This window comes from Rhodococcus sp. p52 (genome assembly GCF_000763325.2).
Lineage (GTDB): Bacteria > Actinomycetota > Actinomycetes > Mycobacteriales > Mycobacteriaceae > Rhodococcus > Rhodococcus pyridinivorans.
The window spans coordinates 2,655,832-2,675,275 of record NZ_CP016819.1 but is presented as its reverse complement, the minus strand read 5'-3'; the positions used below and the strand labels follow the sequence as shown (position 1 = coordinate 2,675,275).

At 68.7% G+C, this 19,444-nt stretch carries 20 protein-coding genes; 7 read left to right on the top strand and 13 right to left on the bottom strand.

The window, feature by feature from the left end:
* Positions 1 to 11: 11 nt before the first annotated feature.
* The 5 genes from IM25_RS12435 to IM25_RS12415 all read right to left on the bottom strand — a co-directional run bounded on the left by IM25_RS12435 (position 12) and on the right by IM25_RS12415 (position 5,663).
* Positions 12 to 1,178, bottom strand: coding sequence for an ABC transporter ATP-binding protein (locus tag IM25_RS12435; protein WP_024103451.1), 1,167 nt, complete (start codon positions 1,176 to 1,178; stop codon positions 12 to 14).
* Positions 1,179 to 1,183: 5 nt separating this feature from the next.
* Positions 1,184 to 2,014 carry a carbohydrate ABC transporter permease gene (locus tag IM25_RS12430; protein ID WP_006554305.1) on the bottom strand — a complete coding sequence of 277 codons (831 nt, stop codon included), beginning with the start codon at positions 2,012 to 2,014 and terminating at the stop codon, positions 1,184 to 1,186.
* On the bottom strand, positions 2,014 to 2,895 hold the full coding sequence (locus tag IM25_RS12425) for a carbohydrate ABC transporter permease (RefSeq protein WP_094981110.1): 882 nt from the start codon (positions 2,893 to 2,895) through the stop codon (positions 2,014 to 2,016). The genes IM25_RS12430 and IM25_RS12425 overlap by 1 nt, the downstream gene beginning before the upstream one ends.
* A 65-nt stretch (positions 2,896 to 2,960) precedes the next feature.
* Positions 2,961 to 4,319, bottom strand: coding sequence for an ABC transporter substrate-binding protein (locus IM25_RS12420; RefSeq protein ID WP_052040065.1), 1,359 nt, complete (start codon positions 4,317 to 4,319; stop codon positions 2,961 to 2,963).
* Positions 4,320 to 4,433: 114 nt separating this feature from the next.
* Positions 4,434 to 5,663: a GNAT family N-acetyltransferase gene (locus IM25_RS12415; protein ID WP_033097300.1), complete on the bottom strand. Its 1,230-nt coding sequence runs from the start codon at positions 5,661 to 5,663 to the stop codon at positions 4,434 to 4,436.
* An 87-nt stretch (positions 5,664 to 5,750) separates the two neighbouring features.
* Between IM25_RS12415 and IM25_RS12410 the strand changes: the two genes are divergently transcribed.
* The gene (locus tag IM25_RS12410; RefSeq protein ID WP_019288067.1) at positions 5,751 to 6,191 is read left to right on the top strand and encodes a protein-tyrosine phosphatase family protein; all 441 of its coding nucleotides are present in this window, start codon (positions 5,751 to 5,753) and stop codon (positions 6,189 to 6,191) included.
* A gap of 4 nt (positions 6,192 to 6,195) precedes the next feature.
* Here IM25_RS12410 and IM25_RS12405 read toward each other — a convergent pair whose 3' ends face one another.
* The 3 genes from IM25_RS12405 to IM25_RS12395 form a co-directional block, all read right to left on the bottom strand.
* On the bottom strand, positions 6,196 to 7,074 hold the full coding sequence (locus IM25_RS12405; RefSeq protein ID WP_033097299.1) for a hypothetical protein: 879 nt from the start codon (positions 7,072 to 7,074) through the stop codon (positions 6,196 to 6,198).
* A 72-nt stretch (positions 7,075 to 7,146) separates the two neighbouring features.
* On the bottom strand, positions 7,147 to 7,632 hold the full coding sequence (locus IM25_RS12400; protein WP_006554299.1) for a general stress protein: 486 nt from the start codon (positions 7,630 to 7,632) through the stop codon (positions 7,147 to 7,149).
* Between the two features lie 121 nt (positions 7,633 to 7,753).
* Positions 7,754 to 8,713 (bottom strand): HpcH/HpaI aldolase/citrate lyase family protein, encoded by a 960-nt coding sequence (locus tag IM25_RS12395; protein ID WP_006554298.1) that lies wholly within the window; start codon positions 8,711 to 8,713, stop codon positions 7,754 to 7,756.
* A 58-nt stretch (positions 8,714 to 8,771) separates the two neighbouring features.
* Between IM25_RS12395 and IM25_RS12390 the strand changes: the two genes are divergently transcribed.
* The 5 genes from IM25_RS12390 (at position 8,772) to IM25_RS12370 (ending at position 13,975) form a co-directional block, all read left to right on the top strand.
* Positions 8,772 to 10,046: a magnesium transporter MgtE N-terminal domain-containing protein gene (locus IM25_RS12390; RefSeq protein ID WP_065996076.1), complete on the top strand. Its 1,275-nt coding sequence runs from the start codon at positions 8,772 to 8,774 to the stop codon at positions 10,044 to 10,046.
* Positions 10,039 to 10,560: a DUF1003 domain-containing protein gene (locus IM25_RS12385; RefSeq protein ID WP_006554296.1), complete on the top strand. Its 522-nt coding sequence runs from the start codon at positions 10,039 to 10,041 to the stop codon at positions 10,558 to 10,560. Before IM25_RS12390 ends, IM25_RS12385 begins: the two co-directional genes overlap by 8 nt.
* A gap of 104 nt (positions 10,561 to 10,664) precedes the next feature.
* On the top strand, positions 10,665 to 11,594 hold the full coding sequence (locus IM25_RS12380) for a hypothetical protein (protein ID WP_033097298.1): 930 nt from the start codon (positions 10,665 to 10,667) through the stop codon (positions 11,592 to 11,594).
* 222 nt (positions 11,595 to 11,816) lie between these two features.
* A complete protein-coding gene (locus IM25_RS12375; RefSeq protein ID WP_065996075.1) occupies positions 11,817 to 12,683 on the top strand; it encodes a lytic transglycosylase domain-containing protein in 867 nt (288 codons plus the stop codon).
* A gap of 158 nt (positions 12,684 to 12,841) precedes the next feature.
* Positions 12,842 to 13,975: an Mrp/NBP35 family ATP-binding protein gene (locus tag IM25_RS12370; protein ID WP_065996521.1), complete on the top strand. Its 1,134-nt coding sequence runs from the start codon at positions 12,842 to 12,844 to the stop codon at positions 13,973 to 13,975.
* Positions 13,976 to 14,038: 63 nt separating this feature from the next.
* On the opposite strand, the gene tatB is transcribed toward IM25_RS12370, so the two are convergent.
* From tatB to sigE, 4 genes are all read right to left on the bottom strand, one after another.
* A complete protein-coding gene (gene tatB / locus IM25_RS12365) occupies positions 14,039 to 14,443 on the bottom strand; it encodes a Sec-independent protein translocase protein TatB (protein ID WP_006554292.1) in 405 nt (134 codons plus the stop codon).
* A 92-nt stretch (positions 14,444 to 14,535) separates the two neighbouring features.
* On the bottom strand, positions 14,536 to 16,152 hold the full coding sequence (locus tag IM25_RS12360) for a trypsin-like peptidase domain-containing protein (RefSeq protein WP_033097297.1): 1,617 nt from the start codon (positions 16,150 to 16,152) through the stop codon (positions 14,536 to 14,538).
* 82 nt (positions 16,153 to 16,234) lie between these two features.
* Complete coding sequence (locus tag IM25_RS12355; protein WP_019288062.1) at positions 16,235 to 16,567, bottom strand: anti-sigma factor family protein; 333 nt, start codon at positions 16,565 to 16,567, stop codon at positions 16,235 to 16,237.
* A 16-nt stretch (positions 16,568 to 16,583) separates the two neighbouring features.
* On the bottom strand, positions 16,584 to 17,237 hold the full coding sequence (gene sigE, locus IM25_RS12350) for an RNA polymerase sigma factor SigE (RefSeq protein WP_006554289.1): 654 nt from the start codon (positions 17,235 to 17,237) through the stop codon (positions 16,584 to 16,586).
* 317 nt (positions 17,238 to 17,554) lie between these two features.
* Between sigE and IM25_RS12345 the strand changes: the two genes are divergently transcribed.
* Positions 17,555 to 18,190 (top strand): O-methyltransferase, encoded by a 636-nt coding sequence (locus IM25_RS12345; protein ID WP_006554288.1) that lies wholly within the window; start codon positions 17,555 to 17,557, stop codon positions 18,188 to 18,190.
* A gap of 34 nt (positions 18,191 to 18,224) precedes the next feature.
* On the opposite strand, the gene glgC is transcribed toward IM25_RS12345, so the two are convergent.
* Positions 18,225 to 19,439, bottom strand: a complete 1,215-nt coding sequence (gene glgC / locus IM25_RS12340) for a glucose-1-phosphate adenylyltransferase (RefSeq protein WP_006554287.1) — start codon at positions 19,437 to 19,439, stop codon at positions 18,225 to 18,227.
* Positions 19,440 to 19,444: the final 5 nt, after the last annotated feature.

Sequence of the window (19,444 nt, the reverse complement as noted above, 5' to 3'; positions counted from 1 at the left end):
AAGCCGGTTTGTCAGAGGGTGACGTTCGCGCCGGTCTCCTGATCGAACAAGGCGATCTTCGCCCTGTCGAACCACAACTGCACGGTCCCGCCCTTGGTGGCCTGCGATTCCACCGACAATCGCGCGACCAGCGATTCGGCCGACATGTCGGCACCGGCGTCGGCGGCGAGTTCGTCGAGGTCCTTCGAGTGCACGCCCGGCCCCTCGGCCGTGAAGTACGCGAACTTGTCGGAGCCCATCGACTCGAGCACGTCGACCTCGGCGGAGAAGGTCACGCCCGTCTCCCGTTGGGTCGGGTCGAGCAGGTCGGTGTCCTCGAAGTGCTCCGGACGGATACCGACGACCACCTCGCGCGACGGATTGTTGCGACGCACGGTCTCCCACCGCTCGTCGGGCAACCGGAACTCGCCGAACGAGGTGCGGATCGAACCGTTCTCGATCTGCCCCGGAACGAAGTTCATCGACGGCGATCCGATGAAGCCGGCGACGAACAGGTTCCGCGGATGGTCGTACAACTCCTGCGGCGCCCCGACCTGCTGCACGATCCCACCGCGCATCACGACGACGCGGTCGCCGAGCGTCATCGCCTCGGTCTGGTCGTGCGTGACGTACACCGTCGTGGTCCCGAGACGCTTCTGCAGGCGCGCGATCTCGGTGCGCATCTGCACGCGCAGCTTCGCGTCGAGATTCGACAGCGGCTCATCCATGAGGAACGCCTTGGGGCTGCGCACGATCGCACGACCCATGGCCACGCGTTGCCGCTGACCGCCCGACAGGTTGGCGGGCTTGCGGTCGAGATGCTGTGTGAGATCGAGGATCCGGGCCGCCTCGTCGACCTTGCGGGCGATCTCGTCCTTGGACACCTTCGCGAGGGTGAGCGGGAACGCGATGTTGTCGCGCACCGACATGTGCGGGTACAGCGCGTAGGACTGGAAGACCATCGCGATGTCGCGGTCCTTCGGTGCCCGCTCGTTGACACGCTCACCCGCGATGCGCAGCTCGCCGTCGGAGATGTCCTCGAGACCGGCGATCATGTTGAGCGTCGTGGATTTTCCGCACCCGGACGGGCCGACGAGGATGATGAACTCGCCGTCGGCGATCTCGAGATCCACGTCGCTGACGGCCTTCGCTCCGTCCGGATATTCCTTCGTCACCTTGTCGAGCACGATCTCGGCCACGATAGTTATCCCTTCACTGCGCCGGAGGTCAGTCCGGCGACGATTCGACGTTGGAAGATCAGGACGAACACGATGATCGGGATCGTGATGACGACGGCCGCCGCCGCGATCGAGCCGGTCGGTTCCTCGAACTGCGATGCACCCGTGAAGTTCGCGATCGCGGCGGGTGCGGTGATGGACCGCTCGGTGGAGGTCAGCGAGATCGCGAACAGCAGGTCGTTCCAGCAGAAGATGAACACCAGGATCGCCGCCGTGATGATGCCGGGAGCGGCGAGTGGGGCCACGACCTTCCGGAACGCCTGACCCGGTGTCGCGCCGTCCATCTTCGCGGCCTTCTCGAGTTCCCACGGGATCTCCTTGAAGAAGGCCGACAGGGTGTAGATCGCGAGCGGTAGCGAGAAGGTGATGTACGGCAGGATCAGTGCCGCCCACGTGTCGAACAGTCCGAGGCCGCGCATGATCTCGAACAGCGGGCTGACGAGGGAGATCTGGGGGAACATCGCGATGAGCAGCGCCACGCCCACCAGAATCTTCTTACCGGGGAAGTCGAGCCGGGCGATCGCGTAGGCGGCCATCGTCCCGAGGATCACCGCGATGACCGTGGCGATCAGGCCGATGCCGATGGAGTTGATCAGCGCGCTCGTGAACGCGTCGGTGCGGAAGATGCCGCGGTAGTTGTCGAGCGTCCACTGCTGCGGGATGAACCGGCCGTCCTGGATGGTGCCGGGCGGCTTGAACGACAGGCTCGCGATCCACAGCACCGGGACGAGTGCGTAGAGCAGGACGATCAGGTTCACCGCCGACCACGACAGGGTCCGTTTCCTGGTCTCGGCCATCATCGGCCCCCTTCGTCCGAGCCGGGCGCGGATGCACCGAACAACTTGATGAACACGAACGCGATGATCGCGACGCACAGGAAGATCAGGACGCTGATCGCCGACCCGATGCCGAGGTTGAAGGCCCGGAACAGATTGTCGTAACCGAGGATCGACACCGATCCGGTGCCGTTGGCACCGCGGGTGAGGACGTAGATGTTGTCGAAGATGCGGAAGGCGTCGAGCGTGCGGAAGAGCAGGGCGACGAGGATCGCCGGTTTCATCAGCGGCACGATGATCCGCACCAGACGTGTCCACGCTCCGGCGCCGTCGACCTGCGCCGCCTTGAGCAGATCGTCGGGGACGAGTGCGAGGCCGGCGAGGAGCAGCAGTGCCATGAACGGCGTGGTCTTCCACACCTCGGCGAGCACGATGATCGCCAGGGACGGGATCTGGTCGGTGAGCGGGGCGCTGCCGTCGGGCAGCAGGTTCGCGAGATAGCCCGTGCCCGGGGTCCACGCGTAGTACCAGCTGTAGGCGGCGGCGACGGTGACGATGCCGTACGGGATCAGCACCACCGTGCGCACGATGCCCTTGCCGACGATGGTGCGGTGCATGACGAGTGCGATCGCGAGGCCGAGCACGAACTCGATCGCGACGGAGACCAGGGTGACGAGCGAGGTGACCATGAAGGCCTGCCACCAGAATCCGTCGCTGAGCACCGCGACATAGTTCGACAGTCCGACGAAGCGCCGTTCGTCGGGGAAGCGCAGATCGTAACGCTGCAGACTGAGCCAGACGGCGTATCCCACCGGATAGGCCGTGACGGCGAGCATCACGATCGCGGCGGGGGCGACGAGCAGCAGACCGAGTCGCCGTTCGGCCTTCTTCCCCTCGGACAGCGCTGCTTTCGTCTTCGTCGACGGTTCCTTCGGGGTCTCGTCGGTCGGTGTCGATTCGACGGCGGTCACGGGATCAGTCCTTCCGAATTGACCGCCTTGCGCACCTGCTCGGCGAGTTCCTCGACGGTGCGGGGCGGATCGATCTGGTCGACCGGGTTGAGGGTGGCCGTCACCAGTGTCGAAATGCTCTGGTAGGCCGGTGAAGCGGGACGCACCGCGGCGTTCTCGAGACCGGCGCGGACCTCACGCCAGGCCGGATAGGCCTCCTGGAAATCGGGGTCGTCGTACAGCGCCGCGAGCGTCGGCGGCACGCCGCCACCGATGGCGTTGTTGCGCTGGTTCTCCTCGTTGCGCAGGCACTGCATCGCTTCGAACGCGAGATCCGGGTGGGTACTCGTGCGGGCGACGGCGATGTTGAACCCGCCGATGGTGACCTGGGCGGGCTCGCCGGGGGTCACCGAGGGGTACGGCGCGGGAAGGAAATTCTGCTCACCGTCGACGGCGAGGACCGTGTTGCCGGTGTTCTCCGAGGTGACATTGCCGTTCTCGTCGATGAAGGGCAGGGCCCCCTCGTTCTCCATGATGCCCGGCAGGACGAACGGCCAGTTGACCTGGAACGCGGTGCGCCCGCTCTCCATACCGAGACGGACGGCCGCCTCGTCGGCCTGGTTCAGGGAGGGATCGGCGCCGGGCGCGGTCGCAACGCGCTTCATGATGTCGAGCGCGGTCACCGCCGCGTCGTTGTCGGTGAGGGTGACGGTGACACCGTCCTCCCCCACCACCGAGCCTCCGGCGCTCGAGAGCAAGGTGTTGAACCACACCATCAGCCCCTCGTACTGCCGGCCCTGCACACCGATCCACGACGGCCGGCCCTCCTCGGCGAGGCCGCTCGCAATCTCGATCATCTCGTCCCAGGTCTCCGGAGGTTGCCCGTCCGGCATGAGATCCTTTCGGTACCAGAGCAACTGGGTGTTGGTGTTGAGCGGTGCGGCGTACAGCCGGTCCTGCCAGGTCGCCGATTCGAGGGGACCTTCGAGGGTGCCCTCGGAGACCGCAGCTGCAACATCGTCGGGCAGCGGCAGCGCCCACCCGGCCTCGGCGAACTCGGCCGTCCACACGACGTCGAGGGTCATGAGGTCGAGCCCCGGGTCGTTACCCGTCAGCCGCCGCGCCAACTGCAGTCGCTGGTCGTCGGCGTTCTTCGGAAGTGTCCTCTGCTGCACGCGATATCGGCCGCCCGCCTCCGCGGTGCACACCTCCGCGGCCTGCGCGTACTGCTCGGCACCGTCGGCGGCCGTGTAGAAGGACAGGACGACACCCTCGTCGTCGCTGCCGCACGCGGCCAGCCCCGACGCCAGGAGCACAGCAGCTGCGGAAGCTGTGACCGCTCGGCTCGTCCGCCGACTCTTGCCCGACCGTCTCATGCGCGACTCCGCTCGCATCGGGGACCTCGTGATCCGACGATAACGCCCGTACCGGCCAGCCGTAGCAAAACGAGCAGGGCGTACATCCGGAACGGAATCGGCACGACGACGAGGTCAGAAGGAGGTCCCCGAGAAGGGTGCCTGGGGCCAGGAGAACAGCAGGTCAGCGGTGTCGACGGCCTCGGGCCGGTGCACCCGGGCGCGCCCCGCGTCGACCATCCGGTGCCAGCCCTGCCGGCCGAGCAGGAGCGCACCGAGGTCGGCGATGTCGATCGTCAGGTCGGCCGGTCCCGCGGTGCGCGCCACGCCGTCGGCGGAGATCTCGAAGACACCGGCGTTGTCGGTCAGCACCGGATCGGTCACCTCCACGGTCACCGAGCCGAAGCCTCGGTAACTCCGCGCCGACAGCGCCCGATAGAGGTCGAGGATGCGCAACCACGTCTCGTCCGAGACCGAGCGGAAGTGCACGGCACGCGCGTCGCCGAGCATGAGCGGGAGTTGGTCGTCCTGCGGAAGTGCCGCGAACCGCAAGGTGTCGACCAGGTCGAGGTCGAGCAGGAACCGGATCAGGCCGGCGTACGCCGCGGGCGAGGGGGCGAAGAAGTCGTCGACCACGACGGTGCGGTTTCGACTGGTGAACCACCCCTGCGTGTCGACGGGGTGGTACCGGACGAAACCGTCCTCCTGTCCCGGTTCGCCGTGCACCGCCACGTACATCGGATCGGTGAGCGAGTCGGCCCGCCACCGGCGCGAGTTCCACCAGTACTCCGACCGATCGATCATGCCGGGGCGCGGCGGCAGATGACGGGAATGGATCTGCGCCAGCACGTCCCACGCCTCCGGATAGGTCAGCAGACGCACCGCTCCGGACTCGGGCACGTCGGGACGCAGTGCGGCACCACGCACGTCGACGTCGACGGACACCGAAGTCGAGGCGACGCCGTAGCCGAACCGGCCGTAGATGGTCGCTTCGGAGGCACGCAGCGTCGCGAGGATCTCACCGCGGTCGCGCGCGTCGCTCAACTGCCGGTGCACGAGTCCGGAGATCACGCCGCGACGCGTGTGGGTGGGCAGCACACCGATGTGGGTGACCGCCGCGTGCGGCACCCGGGCGCCGCCGGGCAGGGTGAGATTTCCGCTCGTGGCGTCGACTGTCCCGACGAGCATGCCGTCGAGGAAAGCACCCCACGTGCGGCCGGCCTCGAGGTAGCGGCTCACCGTCCCGTCGGGAACCTCGGGCCACGAGGGCAGACCCACCATCGCCGTGCGGAACAGCGCGGACGCCTCCCGCAGTTCGGCTTCCGACTCCAGAACTCTGATCTCCGGTTCCGTTCGCTCACCCATGGAACGACACTATCGACCGCGAACTTGCACCGCGGGTGAACGGCCGTGACGTTCGGTACACCGGCTCCGGGCGGGTAGGTTTCCAGCGTGCGACGCGAGTGGGATCCAGCAGACACCGGGGTGCTGCAGCTGCCCTCCGGCCGACTCGTGCGGGGACGCGGGATGCGCAGACCGGTGTTCGGCGAGCCGTTTCCCGACTTCGGGGTGTATCTCCTCGGCCGCCCCCCGGCAGCACCGTTCGAATGGGAGTCGCGGTGGATCCACTGGCCCGACTTCCGCACGCCACGCGACCCGGAGGACGCTCTCGCCATCCTGTACGAGGCGTGGATCCGCGCGGGAAGACAGCGGGTGGAGATCGCGTGCGGGCGTGGACGCGGCCGCACCGGCACCGCACTGGCGTGCCTCGCCGTCCTCGACGGGCTCTCCCCGGAGGAGGCGGTCGACTTCGTTCGGCGGCACTACCATCCGCGCGCGGTCGAGACGCCCTGGCAGCGCAAGTTCGTCGCGCACGCGAAGGCGCATTCCTGACAGCTCAGTTCTTCGTCCGGGCGAGGTCGACCTCGGCGGCCGAGACGGCACGTTCGGCGGCGACCACCCGCTTCTTCGCCTCGGCGGCGGCGCGGCGCGCGAAGGTGCGTTGCTGCTCTGCGTGTTCGAGCTTCGCCCGCAGCTCGGCGACCTCCTCCTCGTGACGGGCCAGCTCCTGCTCTGCCGCCGACGCGGCTTCGCGCGCTTCCTCGGCCGCGCTGTGCGCCGAGTCGAGAGCGGCAGCGGCCTCGTCGATCTCCGCCTCGCGAGCCGCCTGGTCCGCCTTCTCACGCTCCGTGGGTTCGCGCTCGCCCTTGCTCTTGCGTGCAGACTTGCCCGCTGCCGTCCGGTCGTCCTCGTCGTCCTCCTCCGACCCTCCGCGGACGACGGTGAGCGGCATCGCCGACAGGTCGCCGAAACCGTCGGACTCGACGATCGCGTCGAGCCGGCCCTGCCGGACCTGCTGCCCGATGTCGGGATCCGACAACGCGGCGTTGAGGGTGCGCCCCACCTCACGCAGTGCGCTCTCCGAGACGGTGCGGCCGCGGTCGGCGGCGAGCCGACCCGCGTCGCGCTCGAGCGCGGCGACCACCCGGCGACGCTGCTCCGACAGTTTCCGCATCTCGCTGCCGGACAGTCGTCGTTGCGCGGTGCGCAGGGCGGATCCGATGTCGAGCAACGCCGCGAGTTCGTCGGCCCGTTCGCGGGCGAGCAGGTTGACCATCCAGGCCGCGACCGTCGGTTTGCGCAGTCTGCCGATGGCCGCCGTCAGCTCGCGGTCGCCCGCTTCGCGTGCCTGCGCCGCGAATTCGGAGCGGGCCGCCACGAAGTCTCCTGGGTCGAGGCCGTAGAGGGCATCGGCCACCGAATCGAGGTCGGGCATGGGATCGACAGTAGTGGCGCGAGGCCGATCACGACGAGTGCCGTTCTCGGCGAACGCGCGACCGCGAGACGATCAGATGGCGAGCTTGGCGAGGATGTCGCGCGCCTTCTCGGCGGTGGGCGGCTGGCACAGCACGTCGTAGCGGCCGGCGACGAGCTGCATGGTGGACGAGAAGTCGCGCTGACCGCGGGTCGCGGCGTACGGGATGCTCGCCGAGATGAGGCCGAAGATGATGCCGCCGACGAGGCCGACGAGCAGCGGGCCGAGGAAGTCGGTGGAGAAGATGCCGAGCAGGAGACCGAAGAACACGCCGAGCCATGCGCCCGAGACGATGCCGCCGCCGATCACCTTCGGCCACGTGAGCCGACCGGTGACCCGTTCGACCTGCATGAGATCGACACCGACGATGGTGACGTCCTCGACGGAGAAGTTCTGATCGGCCAGGTGGTCGACCGCCCGTTGCGCCTCGGCATAGGTCGGGTACGAACCGACGGGCCAGCCCGTGGGAGGTGTCGGCAGACCGGGTACCTGGCGACCGGGTCCGAGGGGATTCGTCATGTCGTTTCGGCTCCTTCGCGATGCACGCCGACGGTCGCGGCGCCGGTCTCCATTCTGCCTCGACAGGGACCAGCACGCCGCGATGGTTCGCCCGATATGTTCTTTTCCCTGGTCGTTCCCGTCAGGAGGCCGGCGGCTCGAACTTCTGGGTGCGCTGCAACCCCGCGGCCCGGCCCTTCGCGGAGATCACGAGGGCCATCTTCCGGCTCGCCTCGTCGATCATCTCGTCACCGAGCATCGCGGCACCGCGGGCGCCGCCCTCGGCCGAGGTGTGCCACTCGTAGGCGTCGAGGATCATCTCGGCCTTGTCGTAGTCCTCCTGCCGGGGGCTGAAGACCTCGTTGGCCGCGTCGATCTGGCTCGGGTGCAGCACCCACTTGCCGTCGAAGCCCAGGGCGGCGGTGCGCTGCGCCGACCGGCGGAAGGCGTCGACGTCGCGGATCTGGAGGTAGGGACCGTCGATGGCCTGCAGCCCGTGCGCACGCGCGGCCATGAGGATCGTCATGAGGATGTGGTGGTAGGCGTCGCCGACGTCGTAACCCTCGGGCTGCTCACCGACGACGAGGGTGCGCATGTTGATGCTCGCCATGAAGTCTGCCGGACCGAACACGAGTGTCTGCACGCGCGGGCTCGCCGTCGCGATCTCGTTGATGTTCGTCAACCCGATGGCGTTCTCGATCTGCGGTTCGATACCGATCCGTCCCGCCTCGAGACCGTGGGCCTTCTCGACCTGCGTGAGGAGCAGGTCGAGCGCCTTCACGTGGCTCGCGTCGGGCACCTTCGGCAGCAGGATCGCGTCGAGATTCGCGCCGGCACCACCGACGACCGTCGCGACGTCGAGATAGGTCGCGTCCGTGGTCCAGTCGTTGACGCGCACGACCTTGATCTGGTCGCCCCAGCCGTCCTCGTTCAGAGCTTCGACGATGGTGCTGCGGGCCTGCTCCTTGGCCAGCGGCGACACCGCGTCCTCGAGATCGAGGAAGATCTCGTCGGCGGGAAGGCCCTTGGCCTTGTCGATCATCTTCCGGCTGCTGCCGGGAACCGCGAGTACCGATCTTCGGGGCCTGAACGAAAACGACATGACCTGACCAGACCTCCGAGTTCCGGGAACAGCGTGGGCACGCTCTAGCCTGGCAATCATGGCAGCAGTGAGCAAGGTCTTCGTCGCGCGGCTGGCCGGACTGGTCGTTCTCGGCCCCGACGGCGAGTCCATCGGCCGCGTCCGCGATGTCGTGCTGACCATACGAGTGGGACGTCAGCCGCCTCGTGCGCTGGGGCTCGTCGTCGAACTGCCCACCCGCAAGCGGATCTTCGTCCCGATGCTGCGCGTGACCGCGATCGAACCCGGCGCGGTCACCCTCGTCACCGGCAACGTCAGTCTGCGCCGGTTCACGCAGCGACCCTCGGAGGTGCTCGCCCTCGGTCAGGTCCTCGATTCGCGTGTGCGCGTCGACGACCCGGAGCTGCCGGACCTGATGGGTGTCGACGCCGTCGTGGTGGATCTGGGGCTCGAGCTCATGCGCACCCGCGACTGGGTCGTCGCCCGCGTGGCGGTGCGTCGCCATCGCGGCCGGCTCGCGCGCCGCTCCCCCATCCACATCGTGGAATGGCCGCACGTGCACGGACTCACCCAGCAGGCACTGTCGATGCCCGGACAGGGTGTCGCGCAGTTGCTCCTGCAGTTCGAGGACATGCGCCCGCCGGACGTCGCGAACGCCCTGCGCGCCCTGCCGATCAAGAGACGCACCGAGGTCGCCGCGGCGCTCGACGACGAACGCCTCGCCGACATCGTGCAGGAGCTGCCCTCCGACGACCAGACCGACCTGCTCACCCAGCTCGGCCTCGACCGGGCGGTCGCGGTGCTCGAGGCGATGGATCCCGACGACGTCGCCGACCTCCTCGGTGAGCTGCCTGCGACGGATGCCGAGTCGTTCCTGCAACGCATGGACCCCGAGGACTCCGAGCCGGTGCGCCGCCTGCTCGAGCACTCCCCCGACACCGCCGGTGGTCTGATGACCCCCGAGCCGGTCGTGCTGACGCCGGCGACCACGGTGGCCGAAGCGCTCGCCCGCGCCCGCAATCCGGATCTGAGTCCCGCCCTGGCGTCGATGGTCTTCGTCGTGCGGCCGCCCACCGCGACGCCCACCGGCAAGTACCTCGGCTGTGTCCATCTGCAACGATTGCTCCGGGAACCGCCTGCGAGCCTGGTGGGAGGGGTCGTCGACGACGACCTGCCGCGCCTGGCCCCCGACGACGCCCTGACCACCGTCACCCGGTACTTCGCGACGTACAACCTGGTCTGCGGTCCGGTGGTGGACGACGAGGGGCACCTGCTCGGCGCGGTGAGCGTCGACGACGTGCTCGACCATCTGCTGCCGGAGGACTGGCGCGAGGAGGACATCGAGGATGAGTGACCGCAGCACGCAGGGCCGCTCGCGCCTCGAGACCCCACAGGCGTCGAGGTTCCGCTTCAACTTCGACGCCGAGGCGGTGGGCCGGGTCAGCGAGTCGATCGCCCGGTTCCTCGGAACGGGCCGTTATCTCGCCATCCAGACGATCGTCGTCATCGTGTGGATCGCCCTCAACATCGCCGCGGTCGGACTGCAGTGGGATCCCTATCCCTTCATCCTTCTCAACCTGGCCTTCTCGACGCAGGCCGCCTATGCGGCGCCGTTGATCCTGCTGGCGCAGAACCGGCAGGAGAACCGCGACCGCGTATCTCTCGAGGAGGATCGCGCCCGCGCCGAGCAGACCAAGGCCGACACCGAGTTCCTGGCACGCGAACTCGCGGCTCTGCGACTCGCGGTGGGTGAGGTCGCGACCCGCGACTATCTGCGTCGCGAACTCGACGATCTGCGCGCCCTGCTGATCGACGACGAGAACGAGGACGACGCCGGCACTCCACGCACCCGCGGGCCCCGTCACTGAGGGACCCCGTCCTGTTGTCCGGCACGCCCCGTTGCACACAACCCGACACCCTTCTGTAACCTTCGTCACATCAGTCGGACGGACGATCGGAGGAGGGTGATCGCGTGCGGTGGAAGGTCGCGCTGGCGATGCCGGTGATCGTCGCTGCCGGACTCGCGGCGACAGCGTCGTCGGCGACGGTGGTGGCGGAGACGACGTCCGCCGAGACCGAGCCGAGCGCCGCTCCGGCGGTGGGCGTGCTCCCCGGCGAGGTGCGCGAGGCGCAACCGCTGCGCAGCCCGAGCGACCCGCTCACCCAGCTTCCGCCCGATGCCGTGGCCGCGGCAGGGGGTGCGGCGGCCCTCGGCGACGGGCCGCTCGCGATCCCCGAACTCGTCTTCTACGCCTATCGCGCGGCCGAGATGCAGCTGGCCATCGACTCTCCCGAGTGCGGCCTGCCGTGGAATCTGCTCGCCGCCGTCGGGCGCCTGAACTCCGGACACGCGGACGGGGGACGCACCGACATCCTGGGCACGCTGACCGCGCCGGTCGTCACCCCGGAGGGGCTGCTCGGGCCGATGCGCCTGGCCCCCGCGGTGTGGGAGCAGTACTCGGCGGACGGCAACGCGGACGGCACCGCCGATCCACAGAACATCTTCGACGCGACCCTGGCCGCCGGTGCCCGGATGTGCGCGGAGGGCGGAAACCTGCGCGAGCCGGACGGGGAGGCGCGGGCGGTGGCGTCGGTCGATCCGTCACCGGACTATCTGGCGAATGTCCGGCACTGGTCCGGTGCGTATTCGAAGGCCGCCGAGGTGGCTCCCGCCGATCTCGCTCCGATCCCGGCGCGGCCCGTTCCGAACGCCTCGGATGTCGCGGCCGCCGCGCCGGCTCCGGCGGTCACCGCGCCCGCTCCGGAGGCGACACCTCAGCCGGCCCAGCAAGCGCCCGCCGACACTCCGGCTCAGCAGGCACCCGAACAGAACATCCCGGCTCCGCCGCCGATGCCGGAGTTGCCCGAACTCCCCTGCCTGGTGCCCGCCTTCTGCGAATAACTCCCGGCACACACGTGAGGTGACGCCACGCACGACACGCGTGTCGTCATCTTTTTCTTTCACCCCACCCGACCCACCGGACCAGCACGGACGGGCCACAGCAGTACGCATACGACCCCGTTACATCACGTTTGAGTAACGGAAAGGCATCGAATGCTGTAACCTCGGCCCGGCACGTAACGAAGGTGTCTCGTTCCGAGGCACCCGAGGGAGGGTTATCCATTGGGCCGCCACGCCAAACCGTCGGATTCGAAGCTTCGGCGAAATTCCGTCATCGCGATGACCGGACTCGTTCCGGTCGGACTGGTCGCCGCAGCCGCGACCACCGCGGGTGCGTCGCCGCGAGCGCTGATGGGTGCAGCTCACCACGAGACCGAGCCGACGGCGTCGTCGACCGACTCGGCCGACCTCGCGAACGCGATTCCCGAAGCGGTCGCCGCCGTGCAGACGATCATGCTCGAGCCCGAACCGGCACCCGTGCGCACCTTCAAGGCCGCCCCCCCGCCGGAACCCGAGCCCGAGGTCCTCCACGAGGGCCCCCTCGGCATCCCCGGCATCAACTACGCCGCCTACCGCAACGCCGAGCGCATCCTCGCCGAGGAGAATCCCGCCTGCGGCATGCACTGGACGCTCCTCGCCGGCATCGGCCGCGTCGAGTCCGGACACGCCAACGGTGGTCATGCCGACGCCAAGGGCAACCTGCTCGAGCCCGTCATCGGACTGCCGCTCAACGGCAGCCTGCCCGGCCAGGCCGTCATCCACGACACCGACGGCGGCGCCCTCGACGGCGACACCGTCTACGACCGTGCGGTCGGGCCGATGCAATTCATCCCCACCACGTGGAACCAGTACGCGGGCGACGGCAACGGCGACGGGGTCTCCGATCCCCAGAACCTGTACGATTCGACGCTCACCACCGCGAAGTACCTGTGCGACGGTGGCCTCGACATGCGCAACCTCGCGCACTCGACGAAGGCGATCCACCGCTACAACAACTCGATGGCCTACGTGGCGAACGTGCTCGCCTGGTCGACGGCCTACTCCACCGGCATCGACCCGAGCCCCGCGGATCTCCCCCGCATCCACTGAGGTCCGGAGAGGGTCGTCGGGTCACCCCGGACCGAAGGCCGTCGTCGGGTGACCCCGAACCGAAGGCCGTCGTCGGGTCACCCCGGACCGGAGGCCGTCGTCGGGTCACCGTCGACCCGTATCCCGTCGCGAGCGGCGTGCCGCCTACCATGGGCGTCATGGCAGTCAGTGAGTCCGACGTCCGCAGTGCGCTCGCACGGGTCCAGGACCCGGAGATCCGCAAGCCCATCACCGATCTCGGAATGGTCAAGAGCATCGAGATCGGCGCCGACAGCAGCGTCGATGTGGCGATCTATCTGACCACCGCCGGGTGCCCCATGCGCACCGAGATCTCGGAGCGCGTCACCAAGGCCGTCGCCGACGTCGCCGGCGTGGGCGAGGTCCGGGTGACCCTCGACGTGATGAGCGACGAGCAGCGCACCGAGCTCCGCAAGTCGCTGCGCGGCGACTCCACGGAGCCCGTCATCCCGTTCGCCCAGCCCGGTTCGCTCACGCGCGTCTACGCGGTGGCCTCCGGCAAGGGTGGTGTCGGCAAGTCGTCGGTCACCGTCAATCTCGCCGCGGCGATGGCCGCGCGCGGACTGTCGGTGGGTGTGCTCGACGCCGACATCTACGGTCACTCGATCCCCCGCATGCTCGGCACGTCCGCCAAGCCCACGCAGGTCGAGCGGATGATCATGCCGCCGATCGCGCACGACGTGAAGACGATCTCCATCGCCCAGTTCACCGAGGGCAACCCCCCGGTGGTGTGGCGTGGCCCGATGCTGCACCGCGCGCTGCAGCAGTTCCTCGCCGACGTCTTCTGGGGCGACCTCGACGTCCTGCTCCTCGACCTGCCGCCCGGCACGGGTGACGTCGCCATCTCCGTCGCGCAGCTGATCCCCAACGCCGAGATCCTCGTCGTGACGACGCCGCAGCAGGCAGCCGCCGAGGTCGCCGAGCGCGCCGGTTCCATCGCGCTGCAGACGCGTCAGCGCATCGCCGGCGTGGTGGAGAACATGTCGTGGCTCGAGCTGCCCGACGGCACCCGAATGGACGTCTTCGGCAGCGGCGGCGGTCAGGCCGTCGCCGAGCGGCTCACCCGCGCGGTGGGCGCGACGGTGCCGCTGCTCGGCCAGATCCCGCTCGACCCGGCAGTGCGCGAGGCCGGCGACTCCGGTACCCCGATCGTCCTCGCGGCGCCCGACTCGGCGCCCGCGGTGGCGCTCGAGGAGATCTCCGACAAGCTCGCCGTGCGCAGGCGCGGACTGGCCGGCATGTCGCTGGGAATCGACACCACGCGTCACCTGTAAGAACCCGATATCGATCGAGCCCCCGCCGTGCTTCACGGCGGGGGCTCGATCGTAGGAAAGCTGTCAGGTGGCGTCGGGATCGATCGGCGGCTTCTCGTCCGGAGCGAGCGGCTTCGACAGGTTCGGCCGGGCCGCGCCGTTGGTGGGCGTTCCCGGAGCCGCCGAGGACGGCTTGTCGAAATTGCCGGTGAGAATCGAGTCGTCGCCGTCGAGCAGATGCTTCGTGATCACGGCCCGCGGTGTCATGCCGCGCAGCTGGTTCAGCTCGGACAGCGGTTGCCGCAGGTCGTCGAACTCCGGTCCGAATTCCTGCTCGAGCTGGTCGCGCGCACCCGTGGCGTAGTCGCGTACCTGACGCAGCGACTTGGCCACCCACGAGACGGCGCCGGGGAGGCGCTCCGGGCCGAGGACCACGAGGGCCGCCACGATGAGTACCAGGAACTCGCCCCAACCGATGTTGCCGAACACGCATCCAGGGTACGTGGTCTCGTCCGGATCGCAGCACCTACGTGGAAGGTCACATCACACGGCTGGGACGTTCTGTCCGAGACAGGGGCCGCTCAGTCAGAGACGGGGGTGACCTCGACGTCGACGAGGCGGCCGTTGCGCACGAGCTGGACGGTGATCGGTTCGTCGATCTCCTGCTGCTGGACCGCCACGACGAGCTCGTCGGCGCTGGTGACTTCGCGGGCGCCGACCTTGACGATGACGTCGCCCTCGACGATGCCGGCGCGCTGGGCCGGGCTGTCCTGACGAACGTTGGCGACCTCCGCGCCGCTCGCGACGTCGTTGACCACCGAGCGTGCGTTCACGCCGATGTCCGGGTGCCGCATCTCGCCGGTGCGGATCAGCTCCTGCGCCACCTCGGTGACGTCGTCGATGGGGATCGCGAAGCCCAGGCCCACCGAACCGCCGGTCTCCGACTTGATCGCGGAATTGATACCGATCACGCGACCCTCCATGTCGATGAGGGGGCCGCCGGAGTTGCCGGGGTTGATCGAAGCGTCGGTCTGGACGGCGTCGATCACCGCGTCGGTGTCGGTGCCCTGCCCGCTGAGCCGCATGGGCCGGTGCAGCGCGCTGACGATGCCGCGGGTGACGGTCTTGCTCAGGCCGAGCGGCGAACCGACCGCGACGACGTCCTCGCCCACCTGGACGTCCTCGGAGCGGCCCAGCTCGGCGACGACCAGGTTGTCGACGTTCTCGACGGCGAGCACGGCCAAGTCGGTCTTGATGTCGCGTCCGACGATCGAGGCGGGCACCTTCGTGCCGTCATCGAAGGTGACCTGTACCTTCGCATCGGGATTGCCGGCGGCCATCGAAACGACGTGGTTGTTGGTGACGATGTAACCGGCACCGTCGATCACCACGCCCGAGCCGGTGCCGGCGTCGCCGCCGACGGTGGTCTGGATGGAGACGACCGCGGGCAGCACGGTGTCGGCGACACGCGCGACCGCGCCGGTAGGCAGTTCCTCGTCGGGACCCGACTGGCTCAGCGTCACTCCGCGACTGGTCAGCGAACCGTTGTCGGCGGTCGCGAGCGCGACGACGAGTCCGCCGACCATGCCGATCACGACAGCCACAGCGGCCAGGGTCGCGAGTGCGCGGGGTTGGACGCGGCGGTCGAACAACACCTCACGCAGGGTCAGTCCGGGAGCCGGAGGAAGTTCCTTCTCCTCGGTCTGCCCGGCCAGGGGCGGACCGAGCCGCACCGCTGAGTCGGGGTCGCGCCAGGGATCGGGTTCGGTGTCGTCCTCGGTCTCGTCCGCGGGCTGCGAAGGGGGACGCTGGAGCGTCTCGTCGACGTCGGACGGCCGTCCGTAGGCCTCGGCCAGGATCGCATCGGTCGGAGGTGCCTGCTGGACGCGCGGGTCGACGACGCGGGGATGGGCCGAGGAGTCGAACGATCCCTCGGCGCCGGCCGGGCGCCCGAAGACACGGGCCGATGCCGGGTCGACGGTGGGCCGGTAGACGGGCCGCGGTTCGAGACGGGGAGCGTCGTCGGGGCGCGCGATCGCTCCGTCGGGGAGACCCGACGAGGCGTTGCCGGACGAGCCTCTGCCGGACGAGTCTCCGCCCGAGGAGTCCTTACCCGACGAGGCATGGGGCAGCTCGTCGTCGCGACGACGATCGTCGCCGCCCCGCCGTCCGGTGTGCTGCGCAGATTCGGCCGTCACGCGTGCCCGTCTCCCCCGTCTAGGTCCGTCACGCAGCCCAGTATCACCGATGGCATCGGATCACCTGTTACCGCCCGTCCGGTCACCGGCGCCGGAGAATCGACCAGCGGCGCGCGGCGAAGCCTTCCTCCGCCTGAGGGCGCGGGGTCGGGTCGCACAGGTGGGACGGGATGTTGCTGAGCGTACCGCGCAGTGAACTCGGCATACGCGGTATGTGATCGGCAGCGGACCGCAGTGCGTGGCGGGCCTGCTGCTGGGCTTCGACCTCGGCGGCACACTCCGGACACATCGACAGATGCTGGGCGGCCCGCATGTAGGCCGCCATGCGCAGTTCGCCGTCGACGAATGCGGCAATTGCCTCGCTGGCGAGGTGTTCCGTGGAGCCGAACCTGCGAGGTGGTTGCACCATCGTCATCACTACCTCCCGGCGGCTACCCCGCATCGACGCGACCGTTTTCGACCTTTCCATGCTCGCGCAGGTACTCGCGGAGTGCCTGGCGGCCTCGGTGGATACGACTACGCACCGTACCGAGTTTCACCCCCAGTGTGGCACCGATCTCCTCGTAGGACAGACCTTCGATGTCACAGAGCACCACCGCGGCACGGTACTCGGGTCCGAGCGAGTCCAGAGCGGACTGCAGGTCGGCGCCGAGACGCGCGTCGTGGTAGATCTCCTCGGGGTTCGGCCCTGCGGCCGGTACACGATCGTAGTCCTCCGGGAGCGCTTCCATCCGGATGCGGTTCCGGCGGCGCACCATGTCCAGGAAGAGGTTCGTGGTGATGCGATGCAACCAACCCTCGAAAGTGCCGGGCTGGTAGTTCTGCAACGACCGGAAGACGCGGATGAAGGTCTCCTGCGTGAGATCCTCGGCGTCCTGGGCGTTGCCGGAAAGACGGTAGGCGAGGCGGTAGACGCGGTCGCCGTGCTCACGAACGAGTTCGTCCCACGACGGCATGGCCGCGTGGTCCCCGGTGGCGTCGAACGCCGCGGTGCCGCTCAGGTCCGCCTCGAGCGCCGCGGTGCCGCTCAGGTCCGCCTCGAGCGCCGAGGCGTCGTTCTCGGGAACAGTGTGGGCTCGGGTCATGTGGATCGGTGGATCCTCCTCGTCGGGACCGCAGTGGTACTGGCTTCAGGGCCTATCAACACTCGATCTGCAGGGAATATTCCTTCACAGGAGCGTTCCCCGAGAGCGGTGCGTCCTCGAAGTCGTGAACCGGTGCGATCGTCCGGTTCGCCGATTGTCAGTTTTCCTCGCGGCGATGTGGCCGCCGTATGAGTAACCTGAAACGTCCCTGAGAAAATCGGTTCGGGCGTGGTCATCCGCCTGAATCACACAACTGGCGGCACCACTCCGTGCGCGCCTGCCTGCGCGAACGAATCGCCGAGGATAGCCTCAGTGAGGTGCAGACCAACGCCGATCGCATCCTGACCCACGCCGAGAACATCGTCGTCGAGGACGACGAGCTCGCCGCGGCGCGTGACCGTGCCGAAGATCTGGGCGCCGACCCGGTGTCCCCCTCCGTCGGAGCCGCCCTCGCGATGTTCGCCCGCATGCTCGACGCCAGGACGGTAGTGGAGATCGGGACCGGTGCGGGTGTGAGCGGACTGTGGTTGCTGCACGGCCTCCGCGAGGACGGCGTGCTCACCACCATCGACAGCGAGCCGGAGCATCAGCGGGCCGCGAAGATCGCCTTCCGCGAGGCGGGTGTCGTGGCGTCGCGCACCCGGCTCATCAACGGCCGCGCGCTGGACGTGCTGCCGCGACTCGCCGACTCCGGCTACGACATGGTCTTCGTCGATGCGACCCCGGCCGACCATCCGCACTTCGTGCGCGAAGGGGTGCGTCTGCTCCGGCCGGGTGGGGTGATCGTGCTGCACAACGCCCTGCTCGACGGACGCGTCGCCGACCCCGCTGCCCGCGACGCAACGGTGCTCGCGGTGCGCGAGGCGACCCGCGCGGTGTCCGACGACGAGCGTCTCGCTCCGGTGGTCCTGCCGCTCGGCGACGGCCTGCTCTGCGCGGTGCGCCTCAGCTGATCCGCGCAGCCGCCTCCGGGCGGGCAGCACGCTCTCAGATCCAGATGCCCTTGCCGATGGCGACGACACCGCCGTTGCTCACCGCGAACCGCTGACGGTCGCGCTCGAGGTCGACGCCGATGATCTCGCCGTCGCCGACGACGACGTTCTTGTCGAGGATCGCTCGTCGCACGACCGCACCCTTGCCGATGCGCACACCGGGCATGAGCACGCTGCCCTCGACGGTCGCGCCGTCGTCGACCATGACGTTCGAGCTGAGCACCGAGTTGCGGACCGTGGCGGCCGACAGGATGCTGCCGGCGCCGACGATCGACTCCTGCGCCAGACCGCCCTGCACGAACTTCGCGGGCGGCAGGTTCTCGGCGGCGCCGCGGATGGGCCAGCGCCGGTTGTAGAGATTGAAGATCGGGTGGACCGACACGAGGTCCATGTGAGCGTCGTAGAAGGCGTCGAGCGTACCGACGTCGCGCCAGTAGGCACGATCGCGTTCGGTCGCGCCCGGGACGACGTTGTCGTTGAAGTCGTAGACGTGAGCCTCGCCCCGCTCGACGAGCGCGGGGATGATGTCGCCCCCCATGTCGTGGTCGGAGTCGGGATTCTCCGAGTCGGCCCGCAGCGCCTCGACGAGGACCTTCGTGGTGAAGACGTAGTTACCCATGGACGCGAACGTGACGTTGGGGTCGTCGGGTGTCCCGGGCGGATGAGCGGGCTTCTCGAGGAACTGGGTGATCCTGCCGCTCTCGTCGCTGTCGATGCAGCCGAACGCGAATGCCTCGCTGCGCGGGACGCGGATACCGGCGACGGTGACACCGGCGCCCGACTCGATGTGCTGGCGCACCATCTGCTCGGGGTCCATCCGGTACACGTGGTCGGCGCCGAAGACCACGATGTACTCGGGATCCTCGTCGTAGACCAGGTTGAGCGACTGCAGGATCGCGTCGGCGCTGCCGGTGTACCAGCGTGGACCGAGCCGCTGCTGGGCCGGCACCGGGGTGATGTACTCACCGGTGAAGCCGGAGAGGCGCCAGGTCTGCGAGATGTGCCGGTCGAGGGAGTGCGACTTGTACTGCGTGAGAACGCAGATGCGCAGGTAACCGGCATTCACGAGATTGCTGAGCACGAAATCGATGAGGCGGTATGCGCCCCCGAACGGCACTGCCGGCTTGGCTCTGTCCGCGGTCAGCGGATACAGACGTTTGCCCTCGCCGCCGGCGAGAACGATTCCAAGCACATGGGGCTGGCTCCTCACACGCT